This window comes from Enterocloster lavalensis (assembly GCF_046603895.1).
GTDB classification, from domain to species: Bacteria; Bacillota; Clostridia; order Lachnospirales; family Lachnospiraceae; genus Enterocloster; species Enterocloster lavalensis.
The window spans coordinates 4,780,782-4,803,661 of sequence record NZ_CP176637.1 but is presented as its reverse complement, the minus strand read 5'-3'; the positions used below and the strand labels follow the sequence as shown (position 1 = coordinate 4,803,661).

20 protein-coding genes are annotated in these 22,880 nt (G+C 55.8%); 11 read left to right on the top strand and 9 right to left on the bottom strand.

Translation table 11 applies throughout. The annotated features are described in order from the left end of the window. Nucleotides 1-66: 66 nt before the first annotated feature. Nucleotides 67-303, top strand: a complete 237-nt coding sequence (locus ACK2JC_RS21500; protein WP_092369366.1) for a ribonuclease HII — start codon at nt 67-69, stop codon at nt 301-303. Here the strand turns inward: ACK2JC_RS21500 and ACK2JC_RS21495 are convergent. The 9 genes from ACK2JC_RS21495 to ACK2JC_RS21455 form a co-directional block, all read right to left on the bottom strand. Continuing rightward, nucleotides 293-1,441, bottom strand: coding sequence for an iron-containing alcohol dehydrogenase (locus ACK2JC_RS21495; RefSeq protein ID WP_118754818.1), 1,149 nt, complete (start codon nt 1,439-1,441; stop codon nt 293-295). The two genes, ACK2JC_RS21500 and ACK2JC_RS21495, sit on opposite strands and share 11 nt — an antisense overlap. Nucleotides 1,442-1,456: 15 nt before the next feature. Next, complete coding sequence (locus ACK2JC_RS21490) at nt 1,457-2,296, bottom strand: carbohydrate ABC transporter permease (RefSeq protein WP_368271199.1); 840 nt, start codon at nt 2,294-2,296, stop codon at nt 1,457-1,459. A 9-nt stretch (nt 2,297-2,305) separates the two neighbouring features. Continuing rightward, entirely contained in the window at nt 2,306-3,175 is an 870-nt protein-coding gene (locus ACK2JC_RS21485) for a sugar ABC transporter permease (protein ID WP_320938224.1), read from the bottom strand. Between the two features lie 61 nt (nt 3,176-3,236). Next, nucleotides 3,237-4,643, bottom strand: coding sequence for an ABC transporter substrate-binding protein (locus ACK2JC_RS21480; protein ID WP_118754821.1), 1,407 nt, complete (start codon nt 4,641-4,643; stop codon nt 3,237-3,239). Beyond that, nucleotides 4,640-5,608 (bottom strand): uroporphyrinogen decarboxylase family protein, encoded by a 969-nt coding sequence (locus ACK2JC_RS21475; protein WP_118754822.1) that lies wholly within the window; start codon nt 5,606-5,608, stop codon nt 4,640-4,642. The genes ACK2JC_RS21480 and ACK2JC_RS21475 overlap by 4 nt, the downstream gene beginning before the upstream one ends. 225 nt (nt 5,609-5,833) lie before the next feature. Continuing rightward, nucleotides 5,834-6,469 (bottom strand): GntR family transcriptional regulator, encoded by a 636-nt coding sequence (locus tag ACK2JC_RS21470; protein ID WP_320938223.1) that lies wholly within the window; start codon nt 6,467-6,469, stop codon nt 5,834-5,836. A 192-nt stretch (nt 6,470-6,661) separates the two neighbouring features. After that, entirely contained in the window at nt 6,662-7,456 is a 795-nt protein-coding gene (locus ACK2JC_RS21465) for a carbohydrate-binding protein (protein WP_227170756.1), read from the bottom strand. Between the two features lie 120 nt (nt 7,457-7,576). Next, a complete protein-coding gene (locus tag ACK2JC_RS21460) occupies nt 7,577-9,505 on the bottom strand; it encodes a glycoside hydrolase family 2 TIM barrel-domain containing protein (protein ID WP_320938222.1) in 1,929 nt (642 codons plus the stop codon). A gap of 356 nt (nt 9,506-9,861) precedes the next feature. Further along, complete coding sequence (locus ACK2JC_RS21455) at nt 9,862-10,524, bottom strand: transcriptional regulator (protein WP_024735653.1); 663 nt, start codon at nt 10,522-10,524, stop codon at nt 9,862-9,864. A 361-nt stretch (nt 10,525-10,885) separates the two neighbouring features. Here ACK2JC_RS21455 and dpaL point away from each other — a divergent pair, with 361 nt between their 5' ends. The 10 genes from dpaL (at nt 10,886) to ACK2JC_RS21405 (ending at nt 22,711) form a co-directional block, all read left to right on the top strand. Next, complete coding sequence (gene dpaL, locus ACK2JC_RS21450) at nt 10,886-12,094, top strand: diaminopropionate ammonia-lyase (RefSeq protein ID WP_368271200.1); 1,209 nt, start codon at nt 10,886-10,888, stop codon at nt 12,092-12,094. A 93-nt stretch (nt 12,095-12,187) separates the two neighbouring features. Continuing rightward, complete coding sequence (locus ACK2JC_RS21445; RefSeq protein ID WP_302325681.1) at nt 12,188-13,504, top strand: YgeY family selenium metabolism-linked hydrolase; 1,317 nt, start codon at nt 12,188-12,190, stop codon at nt 13,502-13,504. A 39-nt stretch (nt 13,505-13,543) separates the two neighbouring features. Continuing rightward, nucleotides 13,544-14,737 (top strand): knotted carbamoyltransferase YgeW, encoded by a 1,194-nt coding sequence (gene ygeW / locus ACK2JC_RS21440; protein WP_368271201.1) that lies wholly within the window; start codon nt 13,544-13,546, stop codon nt 14,735-14,737. A gap of 35 nt (nt 14,738-14,772) precedes the next feature. Further along, nucleotides 14,773-15,720, top strand: a complete 948-nt coding sequence (arcC, locus tag ACK2JC_RS21435; protein ID WP_227167844.1) for a carbamate kinase — start codon at nt 14,773-14,775, stop codon at nt 15,718-15,720. 51 nt (nt 15,721-15,771) lie between these two features. Continuing rightward, nucleotides 15,772-16,503: an aspartate/glutamate racemase family protein gene (locus tag ACK2JC_RS21430; RefSeq protein WP_320938401.1), complete on the top strand. Its 732-nt coding sequence runs from the start codon at nt 15,772-15,774 to the stop codon at nt 16,501-16,503. A 12-nt stretch (nt 16,504-16,515) separates the two neighbouring features. Then, nucleotides 16,516-17,547 carry a BMP family protein gene (locus tag ACK2JC_RS21425; RefSeq protein ID WP_092371301.1) on the top strand — a complete coding sequence of 344 codons (1,032 nt, stop codon included), beginning with the start codon at nt 16,516-16,518 and terminating at the stop codon, nt 17,545-17,547. A gap of 97 nt (nt 17,548-17,644) precedes the next feature. Next, complete coding sequence (locus ACK2JC_RS21420; RefSeq protein ID WP_368271203.1) at nt 17,645-19,162, top strand: ABC transporter ATP-binding protein; 1,518 nt, start codon at nt 17,645-17,647, stop codon at nt 19,160-19,162. After that, nucleotides 19,163-20,305 carry an ABC transporter permease gene (locus ACK2JC_RS21415; RefSeq protein WP_368271204.1) on the top strand — a complete coding sequence of 381 codons (1,143 nt, stop codon included), beginning with the start codon at nt 19,163-19,165 and terminating at the stop codon, nt 20,303-20,305. A gap of 1 nt (nt 20,306) precedes the next feature. Next, on the top strand, nt 20,307-21,233 hold the full coding sequence (locus ACK2JC_RS21410) for an ABC transporter permease (RefSeq protein ID WP_092371306.1): 927 nt from the start codon (nt 20,307-20,309) through the stop codon (nt 21,231-21,233). A gap of 56 nt (nt 21,234-21,289) precedes the next feature. Next, nucleotides 21,290-22,711: an amidohydrolase family protein gene (locus ACK2JC_RS21405; protein ID WP_320938399.1), complete on the top strand. Its 1,422-nt coding sequence runs from the start codon at nt 21,290-21,292 to the stop codon at nt 22,709-22,711. Nucleotides 22,712-22,880: the final 169 nt, after the last annotated feature.

Below are 22,880 nucleotides of genomic sequence, written 5' to 3'. Positions count from 1 at the left end.
CAAAAGCCGCCGGTCGCCCGGCGGCTTTTTTCATATTCAGATACTCATTCGGAAGGGGGAAATTAAATGTTCAAAGTAACCATCTTAAATATCAACGATTTTCTGAAAACGGTGAACGACTGCCACGGGACGGTGAATCTCCTCCATTCCGACGGCAGATGCGAGGACCTCACCAGCCAGTTCCGGGCCCAAAGCAGTCTCGTGCGCAGCTTCCAGGAGCAGGGCGGATATCTCCGGCTTACCCTGGACGTCGAGAACCCCAAGGATTACATGAAAATCGTGAACCAGGTGATCAGTAACTGATGGCCCGCTCAAACGCCTCCGCCATCAACGCCTCGTTCACGGGCCTGGGGTTGCAGGTGATATGGCCGGTGGTCTGCATGATCGTGGAGATCAGCTCCGCCATATCGGGTTTTTCCGTTATGTACGGTGAGAGTGATTCCGGAGCACCGATTTTTCTTCGCAGCTCCCGGATCCGGGCGATGCCGCGGCGGGCATTTTCCGCCTCAGTAAGGTCCTCCCCGGCCACTCCAAGCGCCTTGGCAATTTTCTCATATTTTCCGGCGGCAAAGGACAGATTCAGCTCCATTGACACCGGAAGAAAAACGGAACAGGCATCCCCGTGAGGGATTTTATAGACCGCGCCAAGAGGCTGGGCCATGATGTGGGCGATTCCAATCCCCGCTGTTATAGCGCAGCCTCCCAGATAACTGGCCAGCATCATGTCCCCTCTTGCCTTCACATCCTCCGGATGGCTGCAGGCCCGCTCCAGGCTGCCTGCGATCAACTCCACGGCCTTCAGGCCGTATAGCTCCGTCAGCGGACTGGCGTTCAGGGAGACATAGGACTCCACCGCATGGCTTAAGGCGTCCATGCCGGTGGCTGCGGTCACAGACTTTGGAAGCCCAACCGTCAGCTCCGGGTCCAGAATCACAGTATCGGCGATCATAGTCGTGTGGTACATGCTTTTTTTCAGCCCATTGGCGCTGTTGCGCACCACGCTGACTTTGGTTGCCTCCGATCCGGTCCCCGATGTGGTGGGCACGGCGATCAACAAAGGCGGCGGGGCCGTTACCTCCCGCCCTTCCATCTGGTATTCCTCCGCCGTTCCTCCATTGACAGCCAGCATACCGATGGCCTTAGCTGCGTCCAGAACGCTGCCTCCCCCCACTGCTACGGTACAGTCGCAGCCCTCGCTGAGGAACAGATCCCGCCCTTCATTTAACAACCGGGTATCCGGCTCCTGGCAGATCCGGTCGAAAATCAGACTGTCAATTCCTTCTTTTTCCAAATCTTTTACAATTTTCCCACACACCGGAGCATTTTTATCGTAGACAGCCAGAAATACCTTCTTGCACCCGTACCAGGCCAGCAGCTTGGGAATCCGTTTGACCTCCCCTGCTCCAAATATCACCTGTCGGTTATTGATCATTTCAAACATCGTTCTCTCCTTTTCTTAACCTTTCACCGCTCCTGCGAAGGAGCCGCCCTTCTGCATGGTCTGAAGCAGCAGGTACATGACGATAATCGGGATAATCACCAGCGTGGTCCCTGCCAATATCACAGGCCAGGGCGTGGATAATCCCTCGCTGACAGGCAGCAGCGATATGGTCACCATCAGCGTATATTTAGCCTGTTTTCTCAGATATAATAAGGGCCAGAAAAAGTCATTCCATCTGGCGATCAGGGTGACGGAGGCCCAGGAAGCCATCGCGGGCTTGATTACGGGCAGAATCACCTTGGTAAATATTTTGAAATCCCCACAGCCGTCGATTCTGGCCGCCTCCACCAGTTCATCCGGGACATCGGAAATATACTGGTTCATGTAGAAGATTCCCACCGCGGTGGCGATTCTTGGAATGATCAGGGACCAGAGACTGTTGATCAGATTTAATTTTTTCATGATAATAAACAGCGGTACCGCCCCAACCTCCGGGGGCACCAGCATGGTGGCGATCACCGAATAAAACAGCAGGTTTCTTCCCGGAAACCGGTACTTGGCGAAGGCAAATCCCGCCAGCGCGCAGAAGAACAGGGATGAGACCGTTCCCACAAGCGTGGTGAAAACGCTGTTGGATGTGTTCTGCGCCACCGGAATCATCTGGAACAACCGCTTGAAATTGTCCAGGGTGGGATCGCTCACCCATAGGGAATGAAAACCGGTCAAGCTCTCGGAGGTGCTTTTGACAGAGATCAGGCACATCCAGAGAATGGGGAACACGCTCACGGCCACCACCGCCAGAAGCGCTCCGTGAATGGCGGTAATTGCGATTAATTTCTTTTTTTTCTGTCCCATGCTTCCCTCCTACAGTTCTCCCTGACGGCGTTTCGCCGCAAACTGCACAGCGGATAGAACCGTCAGAATCAGAATCAGGATCACGCCGATGGCCGAGGCGTATCCCATGTTAAACACATTGAAACCCGACTGGTACATGTACTGGAACAGCGAAGTGTTCGACGTTCCAGGCCCCGGAAGGATATAGGATTCGTTGAACATTTTCCACATGTCCACGGTCACGGTGATGGAGCAGAAAAATAGAATATTTCCCAGGGACGGCAGCGTGATGTAAGCAAATTTTTGCACCGCGTTGGCCCCGTCCACCGTAGCCGCCTCGTAATAATCCTGCGATATGTTGAGAAGGCCCGAGAGAACAATCATGGTAAACCATGGCGTATACCGCCAGGCCGTCAGAAATACCACCGGTATCTTGGAGAACTCCGTGCTGGTCAGCCACGGCACCCGCTCAGCGCCAAGGGACACCAAAATCTCATTGACCAACCCCACGTTTTCCTCGAACAGCATGCGGAAAATCAGTCCCATGGCGATGGCCGCGCAGATGTTGGGCAGAAATGCCGCTGTCCTGAAAAACGCCCTGCCCTTGACAAGCGGACTGTTTAACAGCGTGGCGATCAGGACGGAAAGCCCCATGATCAGGACAAGGCCTGCGATCCAGTAAATTACGGTATTTCCCAGCGATTCCCAGAACATGCTGTCCACCATCATTTTCCTGTAATTGCTGATCCCGCAGGGTTGGGGTTCCCCGATCCCCTTCCACTCGGTAAAGCTGATATAAACCGTCCAGATGGTGGGAATCAGCTGAAACACAAAAAACAGAATAAAAAACGGCAGGATGAACAGGTAAGGAGCCCTGTATTTTTTCAATGTCTTCATCATTTCACCCCTCCATCCGGAAGGGATCGGACTCCAATCCCCTCCGGTCATTTGACGGACCGTGCTACTGTGTGATCTCAGCTTTTGAAATCTTGGCCTTCAGGTTCTTATCCATATTCCGGATCGCCTCCTCCATGGTCTGCTTTCCGGCCACATAGGTCTCAAGCTCTGCGGAGATAATCACATCCGCCTCCGCGTCCTGGGGCGTCACGACCAGGTTTTCGGCTCCATTGGCCAGGCATTTTCCCTCCATCTCCCGGAAGGACTGTCCGCCGTAAAAATCCGATGGCGCTTTCCAGAATGCGTCCTCCAAAAGCTCCAAAGAAACCGGGTTGGAATACGGCGCGTTCTGCTCTTCCATCGAGTTCACGTAGGCTTCCTTGGACTGGGCGTCGAACGTGTAATCATACCACATCTGCTCGAACAGCTCGCGGTAGACATTGTCGCCTTTGTCCAGCAAAACAGTGTACTGGGAGACGGGCGCTCCCGCCTTTTTCACCTCTTCAAATTCCGGGGCCGCCATAACGCGCCACTGTCCCGCGGTAGCCTGGCAGTTCTGGCGCAGGAACTGGTCCCAGAAGGCCCCAATGTAAAAGGTGGCGACCTGCTGGTTGTTGATCGCATCGTAGAGCGCGGGCTGCATAATCGCGGACTTTAAAAGAAGCCCTTCCTGATTCAGGGTGTCCAAAAGCCCCAAAGCCCGCTTCGTCCCCTCGTCCTGTCCGATCACCACATTCCCCTGATCGTCCCAGATTCTGGCTCCCGCCTGCGGCATCAGTCCCCTTCTCCCCCAATAGCGCCAGGTATTTGCGCCCGGATCGATGTAGGATAAATAAACCTCTCCGCCGCTCTTTTCCTTCAGAAGCCGTCCCGCCTCGGCATATCCGTCCATGGTGGACATCATAGCCGGATCGATCTCGTAGCGGTCAAATATCTCCTGGTTGTAAAACAGGACCTGAGGGCGCACGGAATCCGGAAGTCCGTAAATCTTCCCGCCCACGGTGCCGTCATTCAGCGCGCCGGATACCATCTGATCTGCCAGCGGAGACAAGAATTCCGTCTCATCCAGGAGCAGTCCGGCGTTTGCCAGATCCATCACGTTCACCGCGTCGATCACCGCCGCCTCGGGCAGATCCTCCAGCGCGCCTGAAAGAGCGGTCATGGTGATCTTCTCTCTGGAGTCGGCCATACTCTCCGTCTGTACGCATTCCACGGACACCTCAGGCGCGATGTCCCGGTGATTCTCCAGCCAGGTTTCAAAATACTGCTGACGGTACTGGGGGGATCCGGTGCCGTAGATGGTGATGGTCCCCTTCGGATAAACCTTCTGACCGCTCTCCTGACCTTTATCCGCTGCCTGGGATGCCGCTGTGCTCCCCTCAACCGGCTTATCCGCCGGAGTTCCTCCGGCACACCCCACCAGAGATACCGCTGTCATTGCCGCCATAAGAAACGCCATACTTTTTTTCATTGCTTTACCCTCCTTGCGGCCTCCGCCGCTGTTCTGATCCGCTCATAGCCGATTTCTCCCGGCAATGTACAATCCGCGCCCAAAATAAATCCTTCTCTCCCAACTTCCCGGATAATCCGTCTCACCTCCGCCCTGATCTCCTCCTCCGTTCCGTCCGTGATAACCCCTTCCTGGTTCGCAAGGCCGCCCATAATGGTAGTGCCCCCGAACAGCTCCCTTCCCCGCGTTAACGGATACGGAGCTTCGTAAACACCCCAGTTCACCACATCCGCATAGGGCGTATAACCGCGATAACGCTCCATATTCAGGTGCGCCTTGCAGATGTGCAGGAAGCAGTAGGCCCCGGACTCGCGAATGGCCCGCATCACCTGGAGGTCAAAGGGCTTTACCCACCGCTCAAATTCCTCGTCTGTGAAGATATCGGCCTCTCCGCCCAGCGCGGCGTAATAGATTCCGTCGACACCAGCCTCACGATAACCTCTCGCGAGATGGCAAAGGCCGTCCGCCACCCGCTGGGCCGCCTCCAGAACCGGCTGGGGATTCTCCCGCAGACTGTCCCGCACGAACATCCGCGCTTTCTCATAATCCATCCCCGCCGCCATGAGCGGATGAATCATGGACGGCGTAATTCCCCGCAGCGTCCCCAAAGAAAATGCTTCCGGATCAGCGCCACTCAAAATCTCCCTGGTCAGCCGGACCTGATCGGTAATAAAAGCTTCCTCCGGCCCCAGAATCCGATACTTCCAAAAGTCTTCCGGCTTCTCAATCTCCCCCATGTAGGGAACCAGATTCTCATTCATGATTTTGATGATATCCGTGTCCGTCTCCTGAAAGAATCTCAGGTGGGCATCCACAGCCGCCTGCCCCTCCTTGCAGCCCTCGGGAAAATGGATGGAAAACCCGGACGGCACACAGTCCACCCTCTCCCCCCTGATGGCTGCAACCACTCGCTCCCGCTTGTTCACATTGGTCCCTCCTAAAATATTATTTGTAATATGATTAGTAATAAGATATTTATAATATACACAAGTAATATTTGTTTGTCAATAACATTTTGACATGTTTTTTCAATATTTCCCCTATTTTCACAGCAGAATGCACGATAATTGCAGCGTTTAAACCAAAACAAACCGCCCGGAAATGGTTAAATCTCCGGACGGTTTGTTTCCTGTGCACAGAAGAGGCCACAATCAAAAATCGTGCATCCTCTGAATTTCATCTTTAATTGATACGATATCGGTTTCCAGCATACGGCACGCTCCTTCCAAATCCCGCGCTTTCAGGCAGGCCACAATATCTTTGTGGTACGTGCTGGTGTACGCGCTGCCCTTTTTCCAGGCGGACTGAAAATACTGGGAAACGTACCGGGAACTCTGCTTGATCGTTTTCTGCAGCTCGCGGTAGCCGTACTCGTTTCCATTGGTCTGATACAGCCTGAGGTGGAACACGTAATTGCGGTCCCAATTCGGAGCGAGGGACTCCTCCCCTTCCTTCGGCGCTATGTTGACAAGGTCCTCTATGTCCTGATCGGTCATGGCGGCAAATCCCCTGCGCAGTCCGCTGATTTCGATGTCGGTACGGTATTCCAGAATATCCAGCACCTCCTTCAGCGTGATCAGCACCACCTGATAACCCAGACGCGGCAGGCTGTGGATCACCTCGTCCTTACACAGCTCGATCAGCGCCTCCCGCACCGGCGATTTGCTGACCTGATACTTTGCCATCAATTTACTCTCTGTTAAAATATCATTGGCCTGATACTTTCCCTGAGCGATGTCGTCGAAAATCTGATTGTAGACCTGTTCCTTTAATGTCATCTTTGCCATTTTGTTACACCTCATTTCTAATCATATTACTATTCATATTAATTATATCGGTAATTCCCCCGCGCTGTCAAGCTTTATTTCCGGACATTGGATGCGAAAAGCAGCGCAAAACCGCTGCCGCTGCTTTCCGCTGCTTTTAACCAACCGTATGTTCCAGGCCGTTGGCCGCCTCAAAAACCGTTCAAAAGCGCTCTACTGCTGTGCCTCCACCCCATACACCTCAATCTGTGTCAACGCCGGGAAGGGCGACGGGTCGTCGGCCTTGATGAGCTGGCCAAACTTAAGCCAGGTGATGCCGCTCTTCTTCATGGGGATCACGTGGGGTTCGGTGCTCTTTTCCAGGCTTACGGTCTCCACAGAGCCGTCGGAGAAGGTGAAGGTCACCTGCTCCCACCAGTTGTCGTGGGGGAAATCCGCCCTGGTGTAGAGCACGATCCGGTCGAAGTCCACCGCCCGTCCAAAGTCCAGGGTCAGCTCCGCGTCGTCCTGCATGTTGATCCCCCAGGATTCATAAGGCCAGCGGCCGTGGGAATCGTTGGCAACCACGCCGTCAATGGCGTTGCGGGCCGCGAACACCGACTCGCCTCTGGTCTCCACATTGGCGCAGGCGTGGGGATAACAGCCGTGGTCCCCGTGCTGGTCCAGCACGTTTTTCGCCAGGTTCTTGTACACGGAGATTTCATAGTCATGAGCCCGGCGCAGGGTCAGATAGTGGCGCTCCCCGGTAAATGCCTTGGGATTGTAGGAGGCTTTTTTCTCCTCAAAGGGAATATCGTAAACCAACTGCTCCCTGGTCATGTACACAAATGCTTCGTCCATGGTGTCGTCCACCCGGATCACATAGAAGCAGCCCGTCTCCGGCACCTGCAATACGATGCGGTCGCCTTCCTCATACTGGCCCTTCCAGGCCAGTACCACCTGATTCTCTCCCTTAGCCGCGGCCTTCACGCCGCCGTCCCGATCCAGAACTTTGATCAAAGCTTCCATATTTTTACACTCCTTCGTTATACGCGTTTTGCGGTTGTCACCTTTTTATACATTGCCGCCAGCCGCCCGGCTGGTGACAAGCATTGGGTTTCCTTATTATACCATATCCCCAGCTCTGAATCAATCGGCGGCCGCCGTCGGATTCTTGTAACCGAAGTTTGGGATATCCGCCCAGCGTTTTCTCAGAAAATGCGCGGCCAGCTTGGGTCTGCGGTCCCTGGTGAACACGCCCTTGCGGTTGCCGTCCACCCGCATACAGCCCTGTATGGTTGCGTAGTCCGCGAAATTCCACACCTGCTCCCCGATGAAAAAACTGCGTTTGTCCAGCTCACGGTCTATGCGGTCCAGGTATTCGGCCTGATATTCCTCGCTGAACATTTCCGGCACGGTCATGTGCACTCCGGGCATGGCGTCCGCGCCGTACTCCGTGAACATTACCGGCTTCCCCTGAAGCTCCCAGAAGTCCAGCTCCAAATTCAATCCGTAGCAGGCCGCATCCAGGTCCCCGGATAAATTGTACCATCCGTAATACCGGTTCAGGCAGACCACATCCATGGTTCTGGTCACAATGTCCCGGGTGTAGTCGTTCTGACAGCAGACAAAGGTCACGGGACGGTTTTGGGGGTCCAGATCATGGGCCAGATCATAGAGAGCGCGCCAGTAATCGTACGCAGACTGGGGGAAATGCTCGGTGTCCGGCTCATTTCCAAGGGACCACATAACCACGCAGGGGTGGTTTTTGTCGCGGTGGATCAGTTCTTCCAAGACCTGCTCGTGGTACTCCTTCAGCGGGAACGTCTCATAGGGATTTACCGATTCCCCGGCGCCGATTCCCACGGCCGGGGTCTCGTCGATGATCACGATTCCCTCCTTGTCACAGAGTTCGTACATCTCCTCCGCATAGGGGTAATGGCTGGTGCGGAAGGAGTTGGCGTATATCCAGTCGAGCAGGCTCAAATCCCGGATATTCAGGCAGAAATCCAGGCCCCTGCCGTGGAAGGCGGAATCCTCGTGCTTGCCGAAGCCCTTAAAGTAAAACGGCTCCCCGTTGATCAGGAACCGGGTTCCCCTCACCTCCACCGTGCGGATGCCAAAAGTCTGCTCGTAAACGTCCTCGCCGTAGATCACCCGCGCTGTATACAGGTAGGGGATTCCCGGCCGCGGCTGCCAGCGCCTGGCACGGTGGATGCGAATCTCCCCGCTCGGGCCCACTGCCCGGGCCACGATGGAGCCCTGGGCATCCAGTATCTCTATCTGAACGCTTCCGGCCTGGTCTACAGTCCGTCCCGCCCCACTTGCGGTTTTGCAGTTCCCGTCCTGTTCCCCGCATTCGGCATTCCCGGGCTGCCGGCTGCATCCACCGCTCTCCTCCATATCCCCGCCGGTTTCTACCCGGTAGCGCACCAGCCCGTCGCCGCCGTCCACTCCGGGGACCAGTTCCAGATCCCGGATATAGCGCTGGGGGGTGGTATAGATCCTGATCGGCCGGTTGATCCCCGCGTAGTTGAAAAAATCAAAGTTGGGGGCATTCTGCTGCCCTCTCCACTTCTTTGCAGCCTCAACGCTTGGTACTCCGGGGTTGTCGGAACCGAAAAAGGCGGTAGTTCCCTCATTTCCCACCGGCAGTGTGCTGTGGCTGATCCGGTTGTCCGCAGCAATGGTTAAAAGGGCGGCCTCCCCCGGAAGCACGCGGTCCGTGATCTCCACCTCAAAGGGCAGGAAACCTCCTCTGTGCTCACAGATCAGGCTGCCGTCCAGCCATACCAGGGCGTTGTTTGTCACAGCGTCCATGCGCAGAAACAGGCGCTGGCCCCGGTAAAAGACGGGCACAGTGACCTGGCGCTGGTAAAATACCCATCCACAATGGTTGCGGTACTCCCGCTTATCTTTCTGATCATTGTAGGAAGCGGGAACCGCGATGCGCTCCGCATTTTTTAATGGTTCCCGCTCCCAGTGCCGTGTCAGGCCCGTGCCGTCGTCCAGGCAAAAGCTCCACTCTCCGTCCAGGTTCATGACCGCCCTGGCGCGGTTTTCTCTCGGATATAGCATATTCTGTCGTCTCCTGTTTTGTTAGCGTCGCAGACAGAATACCACTCTGCCGGTTCTATTTCCATGAAATATTTCCGCTATATCCTGTAGAATTTACCGCTCCGTTTGGGACACCGCGTACAAAAATCTGCCACTGTTGTATGTCCCCGTCCGAACTTCACGGCCTTTGCGCTGCCGCCACGTCAGCCGTGCTTTGGAAAACAGATGAATCCTCTCCCAATCTGTGGTATGATAACAGAATGAAATTCCCACGTCTTTTCTTCTGCGTTACCCAAATCTGTGTAAACTAAAAAAGCCCCCGCTTTCAGGCTGCTGCCCCTGTCCAAACGAGAGATAATAATAATTATGGGAAGTATTTATGTTCCGCCATCAGCCTTCCGGCTGTTCACATCGATATAGTTATACAGCGTAAATTTTGAAATTCCAAAATATCTTGAAATCTTATCGCCTGACTTTGTGATCAGAAATGCGCCCGCATCATTTAAGAAACGGATCGCGGTCACCTTCTCATCCTTGTTCATGAGCGCCGCAGGTTTTCCCACAAGAGCCACCGACTGTTCCAGGAGATTGTCCAGCAGGTCGTTGACATTATTCACAATCTGTTCCGGCTTTTGCCCGGTTAACGGCTGGGGTTCCGTGTCGATAAAGGCCTTGATCGAACGGTCGATGGTCATTAGCCCGCTGATGTCATAATTGATGGAAAACAGGTAGTCGATGGCCGTTCCATCCTGGCTTCGGATGTAAAATGTGCTGGACTTGAGTATCTTACCCTCCGGGGTCCGGGTCAGGTATCCCAGGCGGTCTTTTAACTGGGCGGCATCCTTGTGGATGGTCTGCAGGACTACCTTGGACGGCCCGCCGCCCTCCTGCCGGTTCGTCACATGTCCGTTATTAATATGCACAATACAGTGTTCCAATTCAGGCTTTGTCAAGTCATGGATCACAATCTCACAATCGATTCCGAACTGCCGCGCAAGGCCGTCGGCTATCTGTTTCAGAAGATCCAGGGTATATGAGATAGCGTTCACCGCCCTTTCCTGAGTTTTCAAAAGCACAGTCACTTTTCACAATACCAATTCTATTTTTTAAAATTTATTGTTAAAATTTCTGCTCTTTTAGTCGATTATATCACAAAAAAATTAATTAGCAATAGTTTTTTAAAAAAACTTTGTATGTTTAAAAATTTTTTGTATATTGTGTTGAATCCTCTGTTTTGCGCCCCCGTCGCTTGCCGGTCCGAGGGCGTTTTTATTAATTTTATCTACAACTCAACTGATTCCTATAATTATTATTATGAATTATTATGCATTTTTCCGAAATTGCCAGCAACTGGACGTTATCTCTCAAATCTAAACATGCAAACGCAGGAGGATTACAAAAATGGATCAGACAATTCGATGGGCGGTCAATCATATGCCGGAAACCGATGACCGGAACCTGCCGGTTATGGGGCTTTCCGAAGTCAGGAAGGCCAGAGCCTTCCACGAGAGCTTCCCCCAGTACACCACCACTCCTTTAACCAGGCTGGACCGGATGGCCGCTTACCTGGGCCTGAAGGAGGTTTACGTCAAGGACGAGTCCTACCGGTTCGGATTAAACGCATTCAAGGTGCTGGGCGGTTCCTTCGCAATGGCCCGCTACATCGCAGACGAAACCGGAAGGGACGTTTCCGAACTGCCCTACAGCGTCCTGACCTCCGACAAGCTCCGTGAGGAATTCGGTCAGGCCACCTTCTTCACCGCCACCGACGGCAACCACGGCCGCGGCGTCGCCTGGGCTGCGGGCCGCTTATGCCAGAAGGCGGTCGTACATATGCCCAAGGGTTCCACGCAGACCCGCCTTGAGAACATCGCAAAGGAGGGCGCTCAGGTTGACATTCAGGAAATGAACTACGACGACTGCGTGCGTCTGGCCGCAAAGGAAGCGGATGAGACCGAGCGGGGCGTGATCGTTCAGGATACCGCCTGGGACGGCTACGAGGAGATCCCCTCCTGGATCATGCAGGGCTACGGCACCATGGCAATGGAGGCCGGCGAACAGCTGAAAGATTACGGCTGCGACCGCCCCACCCACGTGTTCGTTCAGGCCGGCGTAGGCTCCCTTGCCGGCGCGGTTGTGGGCTACTTCACCAACCTTTACCCCGACAATCCTCCCACCTTCGTGGTGGTGGAGGCCGATGCGGCGGCCTGCCTGTATAAGGGCGCGGCAGCCGGGGACGGAGATCCCCGCATTGTGGACGGCGACATGCAGACCATCATGGCCGGTCTCGCCTGCGGAGAGCCCAATACCATCTCCTGGGATATTTTAAAGAACCACGTAAAAGTGTTTATCGCGGCTCCCGACTGGGTCGCGGCCAGCGGAATGCGCATGCTGGCCGCCCCGATCAAGGGCGACGCGCCTGTGACCTCCGGCGAATCCGGGGCCGCTCCATTCGGAGCCCTGGCCGCCATAATGACGATGGAGGAATACAGGGATTTGAAACTTGAGATCGGCCTGGATGAAAATTCCAGCGTTCTCCTCTTCTCCACCGAGGGCGACACGGACCCGGAACGCTACAAGAACATCGTTTGGAAGGGTCTGGACCAGTAAATACAGGTTACACAGCGGTTATTACATGCTGTCCGGCCGGCAGCATCCATCATAATAACGTTTTAACGAATCAAAATGGAGGAAACAAACACTATGAGTCTGGATTACGCAAAAATCAAAGAAGCAGCTCAGAATTATGAAAAAGACATGACCGGCTTTTTGCGGGATATCGTAAAATTCCCCGGCGAGAGCTGCGATGAGAAAGCTCACATCGACCGCATTGCGCAGGAGATGAGAAAGCTCGATTTCGACAAGGTCGAGATCGATCCCATGGGCAACGTGCTGGGATATATGGGAACCGGCAAGACCTTAATCGGTTTTGACGCCCACATCGACACCGTTGGCATCGGCAACAAGAACAACTGGAACTTCGATCCCTACGAGGGCTACGAGAACGACACCGAGATCGGCGGACGCGGCGTGTCCGACCAGTGCGGCGGTATCGTGAGCGCGGTTTACGGCGCTAAGATCATGAAGGATCTGGGACTGCTCTCCGACAAGTACACCGTTCTGGTAACCGGTACGGTTCAGGAAGAGGACTGCGATGGCCTGTGCTGGCAGTACATCATCAACGAAGACAAGGTCCGCCCGGACTTCGTGGTTTCCACCGAGCCCACCGACGGCGGCATCTACCGCGGCCAGAGAGGCCGTATGGAGATCCGTGTGGACGTCAAGGGCGTTTCCTGCCACGGCTCCGCTCCTGAGCGCGGCGACAACGCCATCTACAAGATGGCCGACATCCTTCAGGACGTGCGCGCTCTGAACGAGAACGACGCTGCCGACGACAAGGAAGTAAAGGGCCTTGTGAAAATGCTGGACGAGAAATACAACCCCGAGTACAAGGAAGCCAACTTCCTGGGCCGCGGAACCGTTACGGTTTCCGAAATCTTCTTCACCTCCCCCAGCCGCTGCGCAGTGGCCGACTCCTGCTCCGTTTCCCTGGACCGCAGAATGACCGCAGGCGAGACCTGGGAGAGCTGCCTGGATGAGATCCGCGCGCTGCCCGCAGTACAGAAGTACGGCGACGACGTGAAGGTTTCCATGTACGAGTATTCCCGTCCTTCCTACAAGGGCCTTACATACCCCATCGAGTGCTACTTCCCCACCTGGGTCATCCCGGAGGATCACGATGTGACCAAGGCTCTGGAGGAGTCCTACAAGAACCTGTTCGGCGAGGCTCGCATCGGCGCAGAGGAGACTCTGGAGATGAGAACCGCCCGCCCGCTGACCGACAAGTGGACCTTCTCCACCAACGGCGTATCCATCATGGGCCGCAACGGAATCCCCTGCATCGGCTTTGGACCTGGCGCCGAGGCTCAGGCTCACGCTCCCAACGAGAAAACCTGGAAACAGGACCTGGTGACCTGCGCTGCCGTTTACGCCGCCCTGCCCACCGTTTACTGCAAGTAATTTTTTGATTCAAACAACATATTTAAAGGAGCGAAAATCATGAAAACATTACAGGATTACATTGACAAGCTGAACAAACTCAACTTCAAGGAAATGTACGAGAACGACTTTTTCCTGACCTGGGAGAAATCCGACGACGAGCTGGAGGCCGTTTGGACCGTTGCCGACGCGCTGCGCTTCATGCGTGAGAACAACATTTCCACCAAGGTGTTCGAGAGCGGACTGGGCATCTCCTTATTCCGCGACAACTCCACCCGCACCCGTTTCTCCTTTGCTTCCGCCTGCAACCTGTTAGGCCTTGAGGTTCAGGATCTGGACGAGGGCAAATCCCAGGTAGCCCACGGCGAGACCGTGCGCGAGACCGCCAACATGGTTTCCTTCATGGCCGACGTGATCGGTATCCGCGACGACATGTATATCGGCAAGGGCAACGCCTACATGCACGAGGTTGTGGACTCCGTCACCCAGGGCTACAAGGACGGCATCTTAGAGCAGAAGCCCACCCTGGTGAACTTACAGTGCGACATCGACCATCCCACCCAGTGTATGGCCGACATGCTGCACATCATCCATGAGTTCGGCGGCGTGGAGAATCTGAAGGGCAAAAAGCTGGCTATGACCTGGGCTTACTCTCCCTCCTACGGCAAACCACGCTCCGTTCCCCAGGGCGTTGTGGGCCTAATGACCAGAATGGGTATGGAAGTTGTTCTGGCTCACCCGGAAGGCTACGAGATCATGCCTGAGGTTGAGGAAGTTGCAAGACAGAACGCTGAGAAGTCCGGCGGTTCCTTCCGCGTATCCCACGACATGGCCGACGCCTTCAAGGACGCCGACATCGTTTACCCGAAGAGCTGGGCTCCCTTCGCAGCCATGGAGAAGAGAACCAACCTGTACGGCGAGGGCGACACCGAGGGCATCAAGGCTCTGGAAAAAGAGCTGCTGGCTCAGAACGCACAGCACAAAGACTGGTGCTGCACCGAGGAGCTGATGAAGACCACCAAGGACGGCAAGGCTCTGTATCTGCACTGCTTACCGGCCGACATCAACGATGTGAGCTGCAAGGACGGCGAGGTTGAGGCTTCCGTATTCGACCGCTACCGCGACCCGCTGTACAAGGAAGCCAGCTTCAAACCCTACGTGATCGCCGCTATGATCATGCTGGCCAAGTTCGCGGACCCGGCCGACGTCTTAAAGAAGCTGGAAGAGAAGGGAACTCCCCGGGTATTCAAGTAACGCTGCACGAAATAAACCATAGAAGGAACTTCAAAATGGACGCTAAGAAACAACGTATTGTAATCGCCCTGGGCGGAAACGCCCTGGGCAACACCCTTCCCGAGCAGATGGAGGCCGTCAAAATCACGGCCAAAGCCATCGTGGATCTGATCGAGGAGGGATGCGAGGTCATCGTGGCCCACGGAAACGGCCCCCAGGTGGGCATGATCAACAACGCCATGGCGGCGCTCAGCCGCGAGGACTCAAGCCAGCCCAACACTCCCCTCTCCGTCTGCGTGGCCATGAGCCAGGCTTACATCGGTTACGACCTGCAGAACGCCCTGAGGGAGGAGCTTTATAACCGGGAAATCCACCATATCCCGGTGGCAACCATGATCACCCAGGTCCGGGTGGACGCGGACGATCCCGCATTTGACAATCCCACCAAACCCATCGGCCATTTCATGACCGCCGAGCAGGCGAAAACCGCCGAGGAACAATATGGGTATATCATGCGGGAGGACGCGGGCCGGGGCTACCGCCGCGTGGTGGCCTCCCCCAAACCCGCCGAGATCGTCGAGATCGGCGCCATCCGCTCCCTGGTGGATTCCGGCCAGCTGGTCATCGCCTGCGGAGGCGGCGGAATCCCGGTCACCCGGCAGGGCAACCACTTAAAGGGCACCGGGGCCGTGATCGACAAGGACTTTGCAAGCGAACTGCTGGCCGAGGAGCTGAACGCCGACTTCCTGATCATTCTCACCGCGGTGGAAAAGGTGGCCGTCAACTTCGGAAAGCCGGACGTGAAATGGCTGGACGACTTAGACACCCGGGAAGCGCGCAGATACATGGACGAAGGGCATTTCGCCCCCGGCTCCATGCTCCCCAAGGTTCAGGCGGCCGTGAAATTCGCCGAGTCCAAGCCCGGGCGCACCGCTCTCATCACGCTATTGGAGAAGGCCAAGGAAGGCGTACGCGGCCAGACGGGAACCCGCATCCATCAATGAGCGTGCGGCAATGGCCGCAACATGTGGAAGAAAAATGCGGGAGGTAAACCAATGAACCTTTTGATTGTAAATCCAAACACTTCAGAAGCCATGACGGAGGATATCCGGCGGACGGTGGAACAGGCCAAATCCCCGGACGTCTCCGTCACGGTGACGAGGCCGGACTTCGGCCCGGAAGCCCTGGAATCCTTCTACGACTACACCCTGGCCGCATTCGGGCTGTGCCGCCTCCTGGAACAGAAGACGGAACAATACGACGGGGTTTTGATCGCGTGCTACGGGGACCCCGGCCTCTACGCCGCAAAAGAAATCTGCGATTGCCCGGTGATCGGCATCGCGGAGGCCTCCATCTCCGTTTCCCTTCTTCTGGGCAGCCGTTTTTCCATCCTGACCGCCTCCGAGAAGGCCGTGCCCATGATGGAAAATATGGTCACCCAATACGGGATGCAGAACCGGTGCGCCGGGGTATTTCCCATCAGTATGAGCGTGCTGGACGCCGAGGCCAACCGGGACGAGATGGTAAAACGCCTGATCGCAACCGGCCAAAGGGCCGTCAACGCCGGGGCGGAGGTCCTGATCCTGGGCTGCGCCGGGATGACCGGATTTAGCGGGCCGGTCAGCCGCACACTGGGTGTTCCGGTCATGGATCCGGTAGAGACAGCCTACCGCACCCTTGAAATGATGTGCCGCGGAAACATCAGTCTGTCCAAAAAGGGGCTCTATAAAACCCCGGATCAAAAGAACCTGAAAAATGAACCCTTGCTGACAAAAAAATTTGTTTAAGGAGAATCCATTATGAAAAAAAGATTAATGTCCATCACAAGTATCGCTCTGATTACTGCAATGTGTTTATCCGCCTGCGCCTCCAAACCCGCCGACAGCGGCAGCGCGGCGGCCCCAGCCGGAGACGGGGCTGGCAAGACCGAAAGCGGCGCGTCCGAGTGGGACAACAGCGTGGCTATGATCCTGCCCGGCCTGATCACGGACGAGGCTTTCAACCAGTTTACATATGAAGGTATGGTGAAAGCCAAGGACGAGCTGGGAATCAAGACCGCTTACAAGGAGAACGTCACCCAGGACGAGCAGGTGGAGGTGCTCCGCCAGTTCGCCCAGCAGGGATATCAGATCATCATCGGCCAGGGCGGCCAGTTCGGAGAGGCCGTTGCCACCGTGGCTGCGGAGTTCCCGGACAAGCAGTTTGTTTTCTCCGTGGGCACCGATACCTTTGACCTGCCCAATATGTCCGCGGCAACCATCAGCTACAGCCACGCCGGCTTTATCGGCGGCGTTCTGGCGGGCCTTAACACCAAGAACAACAAGGTCGCCATGGTAACCGGCGAATTCTACGACACCCACCGCATGATGGAAGCCAGCTTCTATAAGGGTGTTGCCTATGTAAACCCGGACATCGAGACCACCGCCATCACCACCGGCGACTGGGCCGACACCGTGAAAGCCCGCGAGGCCTGCCTGGCCGTAATCGCCCAGGGCTACGACGTGCTCTTCCCCTGCCTGGATGCAGCGGGCGCAGGCGTTGCGGCAGCCGCTCAGGACTCCGGCAACGTGAAGGTTGTAGGCGCTGTGGCCGATTACGCCGAGGACTACGGTGCAAAGGACGTTACCGCGGGAAGTGTTGTGTTTGCCTGGGACGAGCTGGGATACCGGGAGACCAAGGGCGAACTGTGCGACGGAAAGGTTCATGTGCTGGGCATGGCTGAAAACGGCATCCGCCCTGTGATCAATATGGAGCTGACCGAGGAACAGAAGGCGATCTATGACGCGGCCGTGGCCGACCTGCTTGCGGGCAAGATCGACATTGCCGACTAAATTTGATTGATTGAATCGGGGAAACGACATCCGGGGAGATGCCTTACGGCCTCCCCCCTCGTTTCCTCATCCTATGCTCAGGAGGATAGACCCATCTATGGAAGAAAACAAGTATGCACTGCAAATGCAGAATATTACGGTAAAATTCCCCGGTGTTCTGGCAAATGATAACGTTAGTATCGACTGTAAAAAGGGCGAGGTATTGGGACTTTTAGGGGAAAACGGCGCGGGAAAAACCACGCTGATGAACGTTCTGTACGGCCTCTACCCGCCCAGCAGCGGAAAGATCCTGCTGGACGGCAAGGAGGTGCAGATCGGCTCTCCCTCCGAGGCCATCTCCCACGGCGTCGGCATGGTACACCAGCATTTCAAACTGGTGGACACCCTCTCCGTGATCGAAAATGTCATTCTCGGCATCCCCACCAAAAAGCAGATTCTGGACCTGGAACCCGCCAGGAAAAAGCTTCTGGAGCTGTGCAAGGAGTATGAGCTGTTTGTGGATCCCGACGAGATCGTCTGGAAGCTTCCCGTGGGCAAGCAGCAGTGGGTGGAAATCCTGAAAGCCCTGTACCGGGACTGCAAGGTGCTGGTGCTGGACGAGCCCACCGCAGTGCTGACCCCGGCGGAGAGCGACCAGCTCTGCTGCGCCATCCGGCACATCACGGAAAAGGGGCGCTCGGTCATTTTCATCAGCCACAAGCTGCGGGAAGTGATTCAGATCACGGACCGCGTCACCGTCATCCGGGACGGAAAATTCATCGGAACCGTGGACACAAAGGACGGCACCCAGCTGACCCTGGCCCAGATGATGGTGGGACGTCCCGTTTCCATCGAGCGCAAGGAGCGCCCCGAATTTGAACACAGGGAGCCGATCCTGGTCATGAAGGATGTGAACGCGGTGGACGACCGCGGCATACCGGCTCTCAAAAATATGAACCTGACGGTCCACGCGGGAGAAATCGTGGGCGTAGCGGGCGTGGACGGCAACGGACAGCGTGAGCTGGCGGAGTGCATTTCCGGTATGCGAAAGCTCACCGGCGGTTCCGTCACCATCAAGGGAAAGCCCGTCACCGGTGTGATCGCAGACCCGTCGTTTCTGGGCTTTATCCCCGAGGACCGGCAAAAGACCGGGCTGGTGATGGATTTTACCATCGCGGACAATCTGATCATCAAGGATTATTACAACGAACCCTTTGCCGAGAAAAATATCCTGAACTACAAAACGATCAAGAAACACGCCAGGAAAATGATCAAAAAATACCACGTCAAAACGCCCTCCGAGGACGTGCGCGTGCGCAACCTCTCAGGCGGAAACCAGCAAAAGGTGGTCATTGCCCGGGAACTGGATCCCGAACCGGTTCTGGATCTGGTGGCCCATCCCACCCGCGGACTGGATCTGGGCGCTGTGGACAATGTGCTCGACATCCTGATGAAGGAGCGCAACCGCGGCGCGGCCGTGCTTTTTATCTCCGCGGAGCTGCAGGAGGTCATGGCGTTAAGCGACCGGATTATCGTGCTTTTTAACGGCGAGATCATGGGAGAGCTGGACGGGGCGACGGCAGATCAGAAGGTGATTGGGCAGATGATGTTGGGACAGGTCCCGGAGGTGCTGTAGATGAAAAAGTTAAATCAGACAAGTTTTTTAAAGCTCCCCTTTCTGGGGGATATGGCGGTGTCCTTTGGCCGCACGGTATTCGGAATTGTGCTGGGACTGATCGCCAGCGCCGTTTTAATCGCAATTTCAGGCGTCAATCCGTTTTTGGCCTACGGCGCGCTGATCCGCGGGGCCTTTGGCAACGCCCAGGCCCTCAGCAATGTTCTGGTGCGGGCCTCCCCCCTGCTGCTCGGCGGTATCGGCGTTTCCCTGGGAATTAAAGCGGGCGTGTGGAACATTGGAATGGAGGGTTACATGTACCTGGGGGCCATCGGCGCTTCCATGGTCGGCATTCTGGAGCTGGGCCTGCCTCCGTTTTTACATATTCTGATCTGCTTCCTCTGCGCGGCGGCTTTTTCCGCGGTATGGGGGCTGATCCCCGGATACTTAAAGGCCTACAAGGGCGTTAATGAGGTAACTTCCACTATCATGATGAGCTACATTGCCATCTACCTTACCAACTGGGTGGTTTCCAGTTTCGCTCCCATCGCGGAGATCGGCAAGTTTTATCCCATGAGCAAGCAGTTTGCCTCCACCGCCCTGCTTCCGATCCTGATGAAAGGCTCCAGCCTCCATCCGGGGCCGTTTTTAGCCATTCTGCTGTGCGTGATCTTCTATTTTATTTTGAATTACACGTCCTTCGGCTACCGCACCAAGATGCTGGGCGCCAACCCCAACGCTGCCAAATACGCGGGCGTGGACGCCAGGAAACAGATCATGTTAATCATCATGATCGGCGCCATTATCGGCGGCCTCTCCGGCGCGGTTGAGGTCATGGGGCTTAAGCGCAGGGTGTATATGGAATTCGTCACAAACGTGGGATATGAAAGCGTGGCGGTGGCCCTGCTGGCGGGCGGCAATCCCCTGGGCGTCATATTTTCTGTGCTGTTCTTTGCCGCGCTGAAGGCGGGCGGCGCGACCATGTCCATCGAAACCGGCGTTATTTCTTCCATGAATTCCATTATCATCGCCACCTGCATGCTGTTTGTAATCGGCGTGGGCGTTGTGGACAGCCGCCGCTTATCGAGGGTTGTGGACAACAGTAAGGATGACGACGACGCAGAAGAGAATGTCGGGGCTTCTGACGCAAAGGAGGGCAACTAACATGACAATCGACATTATTATTGACTGGCTGCAGGCGACCCTGCGGTGGGCGGCCCCGCTGCTGATCGTTGCAATCGGGGAAGTATACGCCGAGCGTTCCGGCGTGATCAACATGGGCATCGAGGGCATTATGCTGTTCGGCGCGCTGGTGGGCATCGCGGCCGGCTTTTATATGAACAGCCTGGTGCTGGCGGTTCTCTTTACGATTGTGATCGGCGCGTTCCTTGGGCTGATCGTGGCGTTTCTCACGGTTTCCCGCAGAACGAACCAGGTGGTGACCGGACTGATGGTGAACATGATATCCCTGGGCGCCACGGACGCCCTGTTCTCCCTGATGTCCGAGACCAGACAGAACCGCGTGGCTACATTTCCCACGCTGTTCCCCAAAAGCATGCAGAATATCCCCTTTATCGGCCCTCTGCTGTTCGCCCAGCCGGTGAGCACCTGGGTGGCGCTGATTCTTCCCTTTATCGCAGGTTACATCCTCTACAAGACCAGATGGGGCTTAAATGTGCGCGCCGTGGGCGACAACCCCAAGGCGGCCGCAACGGCTGGCCTTTCCGTGATCAAGCTGAAATACCAGACCGTGATTCTTTCGGGCGTTTTCGCAGCCCTGGGCGGCTGCGTGCTGACCCTGGGCGAGGTGGGATACTTTTCCGCCGGCGGCATGGCGGCGGGCCGGGGATTTATCGTCATGGCGGCCTGCGTGGTGGGCGGATGGGATCCCATCCGGACGGCCCTGGTGTGCCTGATCTTCGGCGCGGCCGACGCGGCCCAGCTCCGGTTCCAGACCACCGGCTCCGTCATCCCTTACCAGTTCCTGCAAATGCTGCCCTACGTGGCCACCATCGTGGCGCTGACAATCATGGTGAAACGCTCCGTTGTGCCTAAGACCTGGGGAGCCGCTTACGACCCGAAGGACGTATAAAGTCTTTGCAAAATTTCTGTGTGGAACTGTGACAGGTTCCAGAAAGGATGGTTTTTATGTTGGATTTGATTGTGAGAGACGGAACCGTGGTGACGGCCTCGGAGACCTTTCGGGCCGACATCGGCGTGACGGATGAGAAAATATCGCATATTGCGGAAGCCGGTTCGTTGGACGGACTGATCGGGGAACATACCCGGGTGATTGATGCCGAGGGGAAGTATGTGATGCCCGGTCTGATCGAGCCCCACATGCATGTGAAGGCCCCCTTCAGCAACACCATCGACATGCTGGATTTCTACACTGCCAGCAAATGCGCGGCTTTCGGCGGCGTGACCTCCTTTATGGACTTCAGCACCACCACAAAGGACACGCCTGTGCTGAAGGCGGTGGAGGAACGGCTCGATGAAATGGCCGAGGGCGCCCTGGACTACAGCGTGCACGCCAAGTTTATCACGGCCGGGGACGATCCGGACGACCTGAGAAATACGGTGAAAACGCTGGTGGAGAAAGGCGTTCCCACCTTCAAGATGTTCACCATCTATCCGGGCGTGATGATCCAGGACGCCGATATTCTTAGGATCATGGAGGTGGCGAAGGAGGAAGGCGCGCTGTGCGGATTCCACGCCGAGAGCAACGATATCGCACAATTCATGACCCAAAAGCTGTTGAGCGAGGGTAAAACGGACTGGGAGTATTTTAACCAGGCCAAGCCAAATGCCTGCGAGGCGGAGGCGGTAAACCGCATTCTCACCTTTGCCGGGCTGCTGGACGCGCCGGTGTATTTTTACCATTTGTCTGCAAAAGAGTCGGTCAACCTGGTCCGTGAGGCCAAAAAGCGGGGCGTCCGGGTGCAGGCTGAGACCTGCGGACACTATCTGACGCTGACGGATGCGAAAAATAAAGGGGTTGACGGAATCAATTACCTGATGAGCCCGCCGCTGCGAAGCGAGGAGGACCGGAGGGCTATGTGGGAGGGAATCAAGGACGGCACTTTAAGCCTGGTGACCTCCGACAACGAGGTGTTCTCCCGGACGGTAAAGGAAAAGGATCTGGAAGTAAATGGGGATACCGGTGAGAAGATTCCATATTTCACCACCCCGGTCAACGGAATCCCAGGCCTGGAGGAGCGGTTCGGGCTGTTGATGATTGGCGTGAACAACGGCGACATTTCCCTGAACAAACTGGTGGAAGTCGGCAGCACCAATCCCGCCAAGGTCTTTGGCTGCTACCCCCAGAAGGGTTGCCTGGCTGTGGGCAGCGACGCCGATCTCATCGTGGTGGACCCGGAAAAGAACGTTCCGCTGGTGCGGGAGAACCTGCACTATCCCGAGGAACTGGACTACAATCTCTACGAGGGCTTCGTTTCCCGCGGCTGGCCGGTGTGCACGGTCCGCAGGGGAGAGATTCTGGTGGAGAATGGGGAGTTTAAGGGGAAGAGGAATTCGGGGAGGCTTTTGAGGCGGAAACTGAAGCGGTAACCGGGAAATGATTTGACACAAACAAATTTAAAAGGGTACTTGAAAAATTCAAGTACCCCATGTATAATTTACTTAGAAGTAATCAAAGGACATTGGGTAGTCCGATGATTGCGCTTCGGATACTGAAGTAATTTATAGTTACCAGCTATCCTCTATTGCAGGTAGAGGA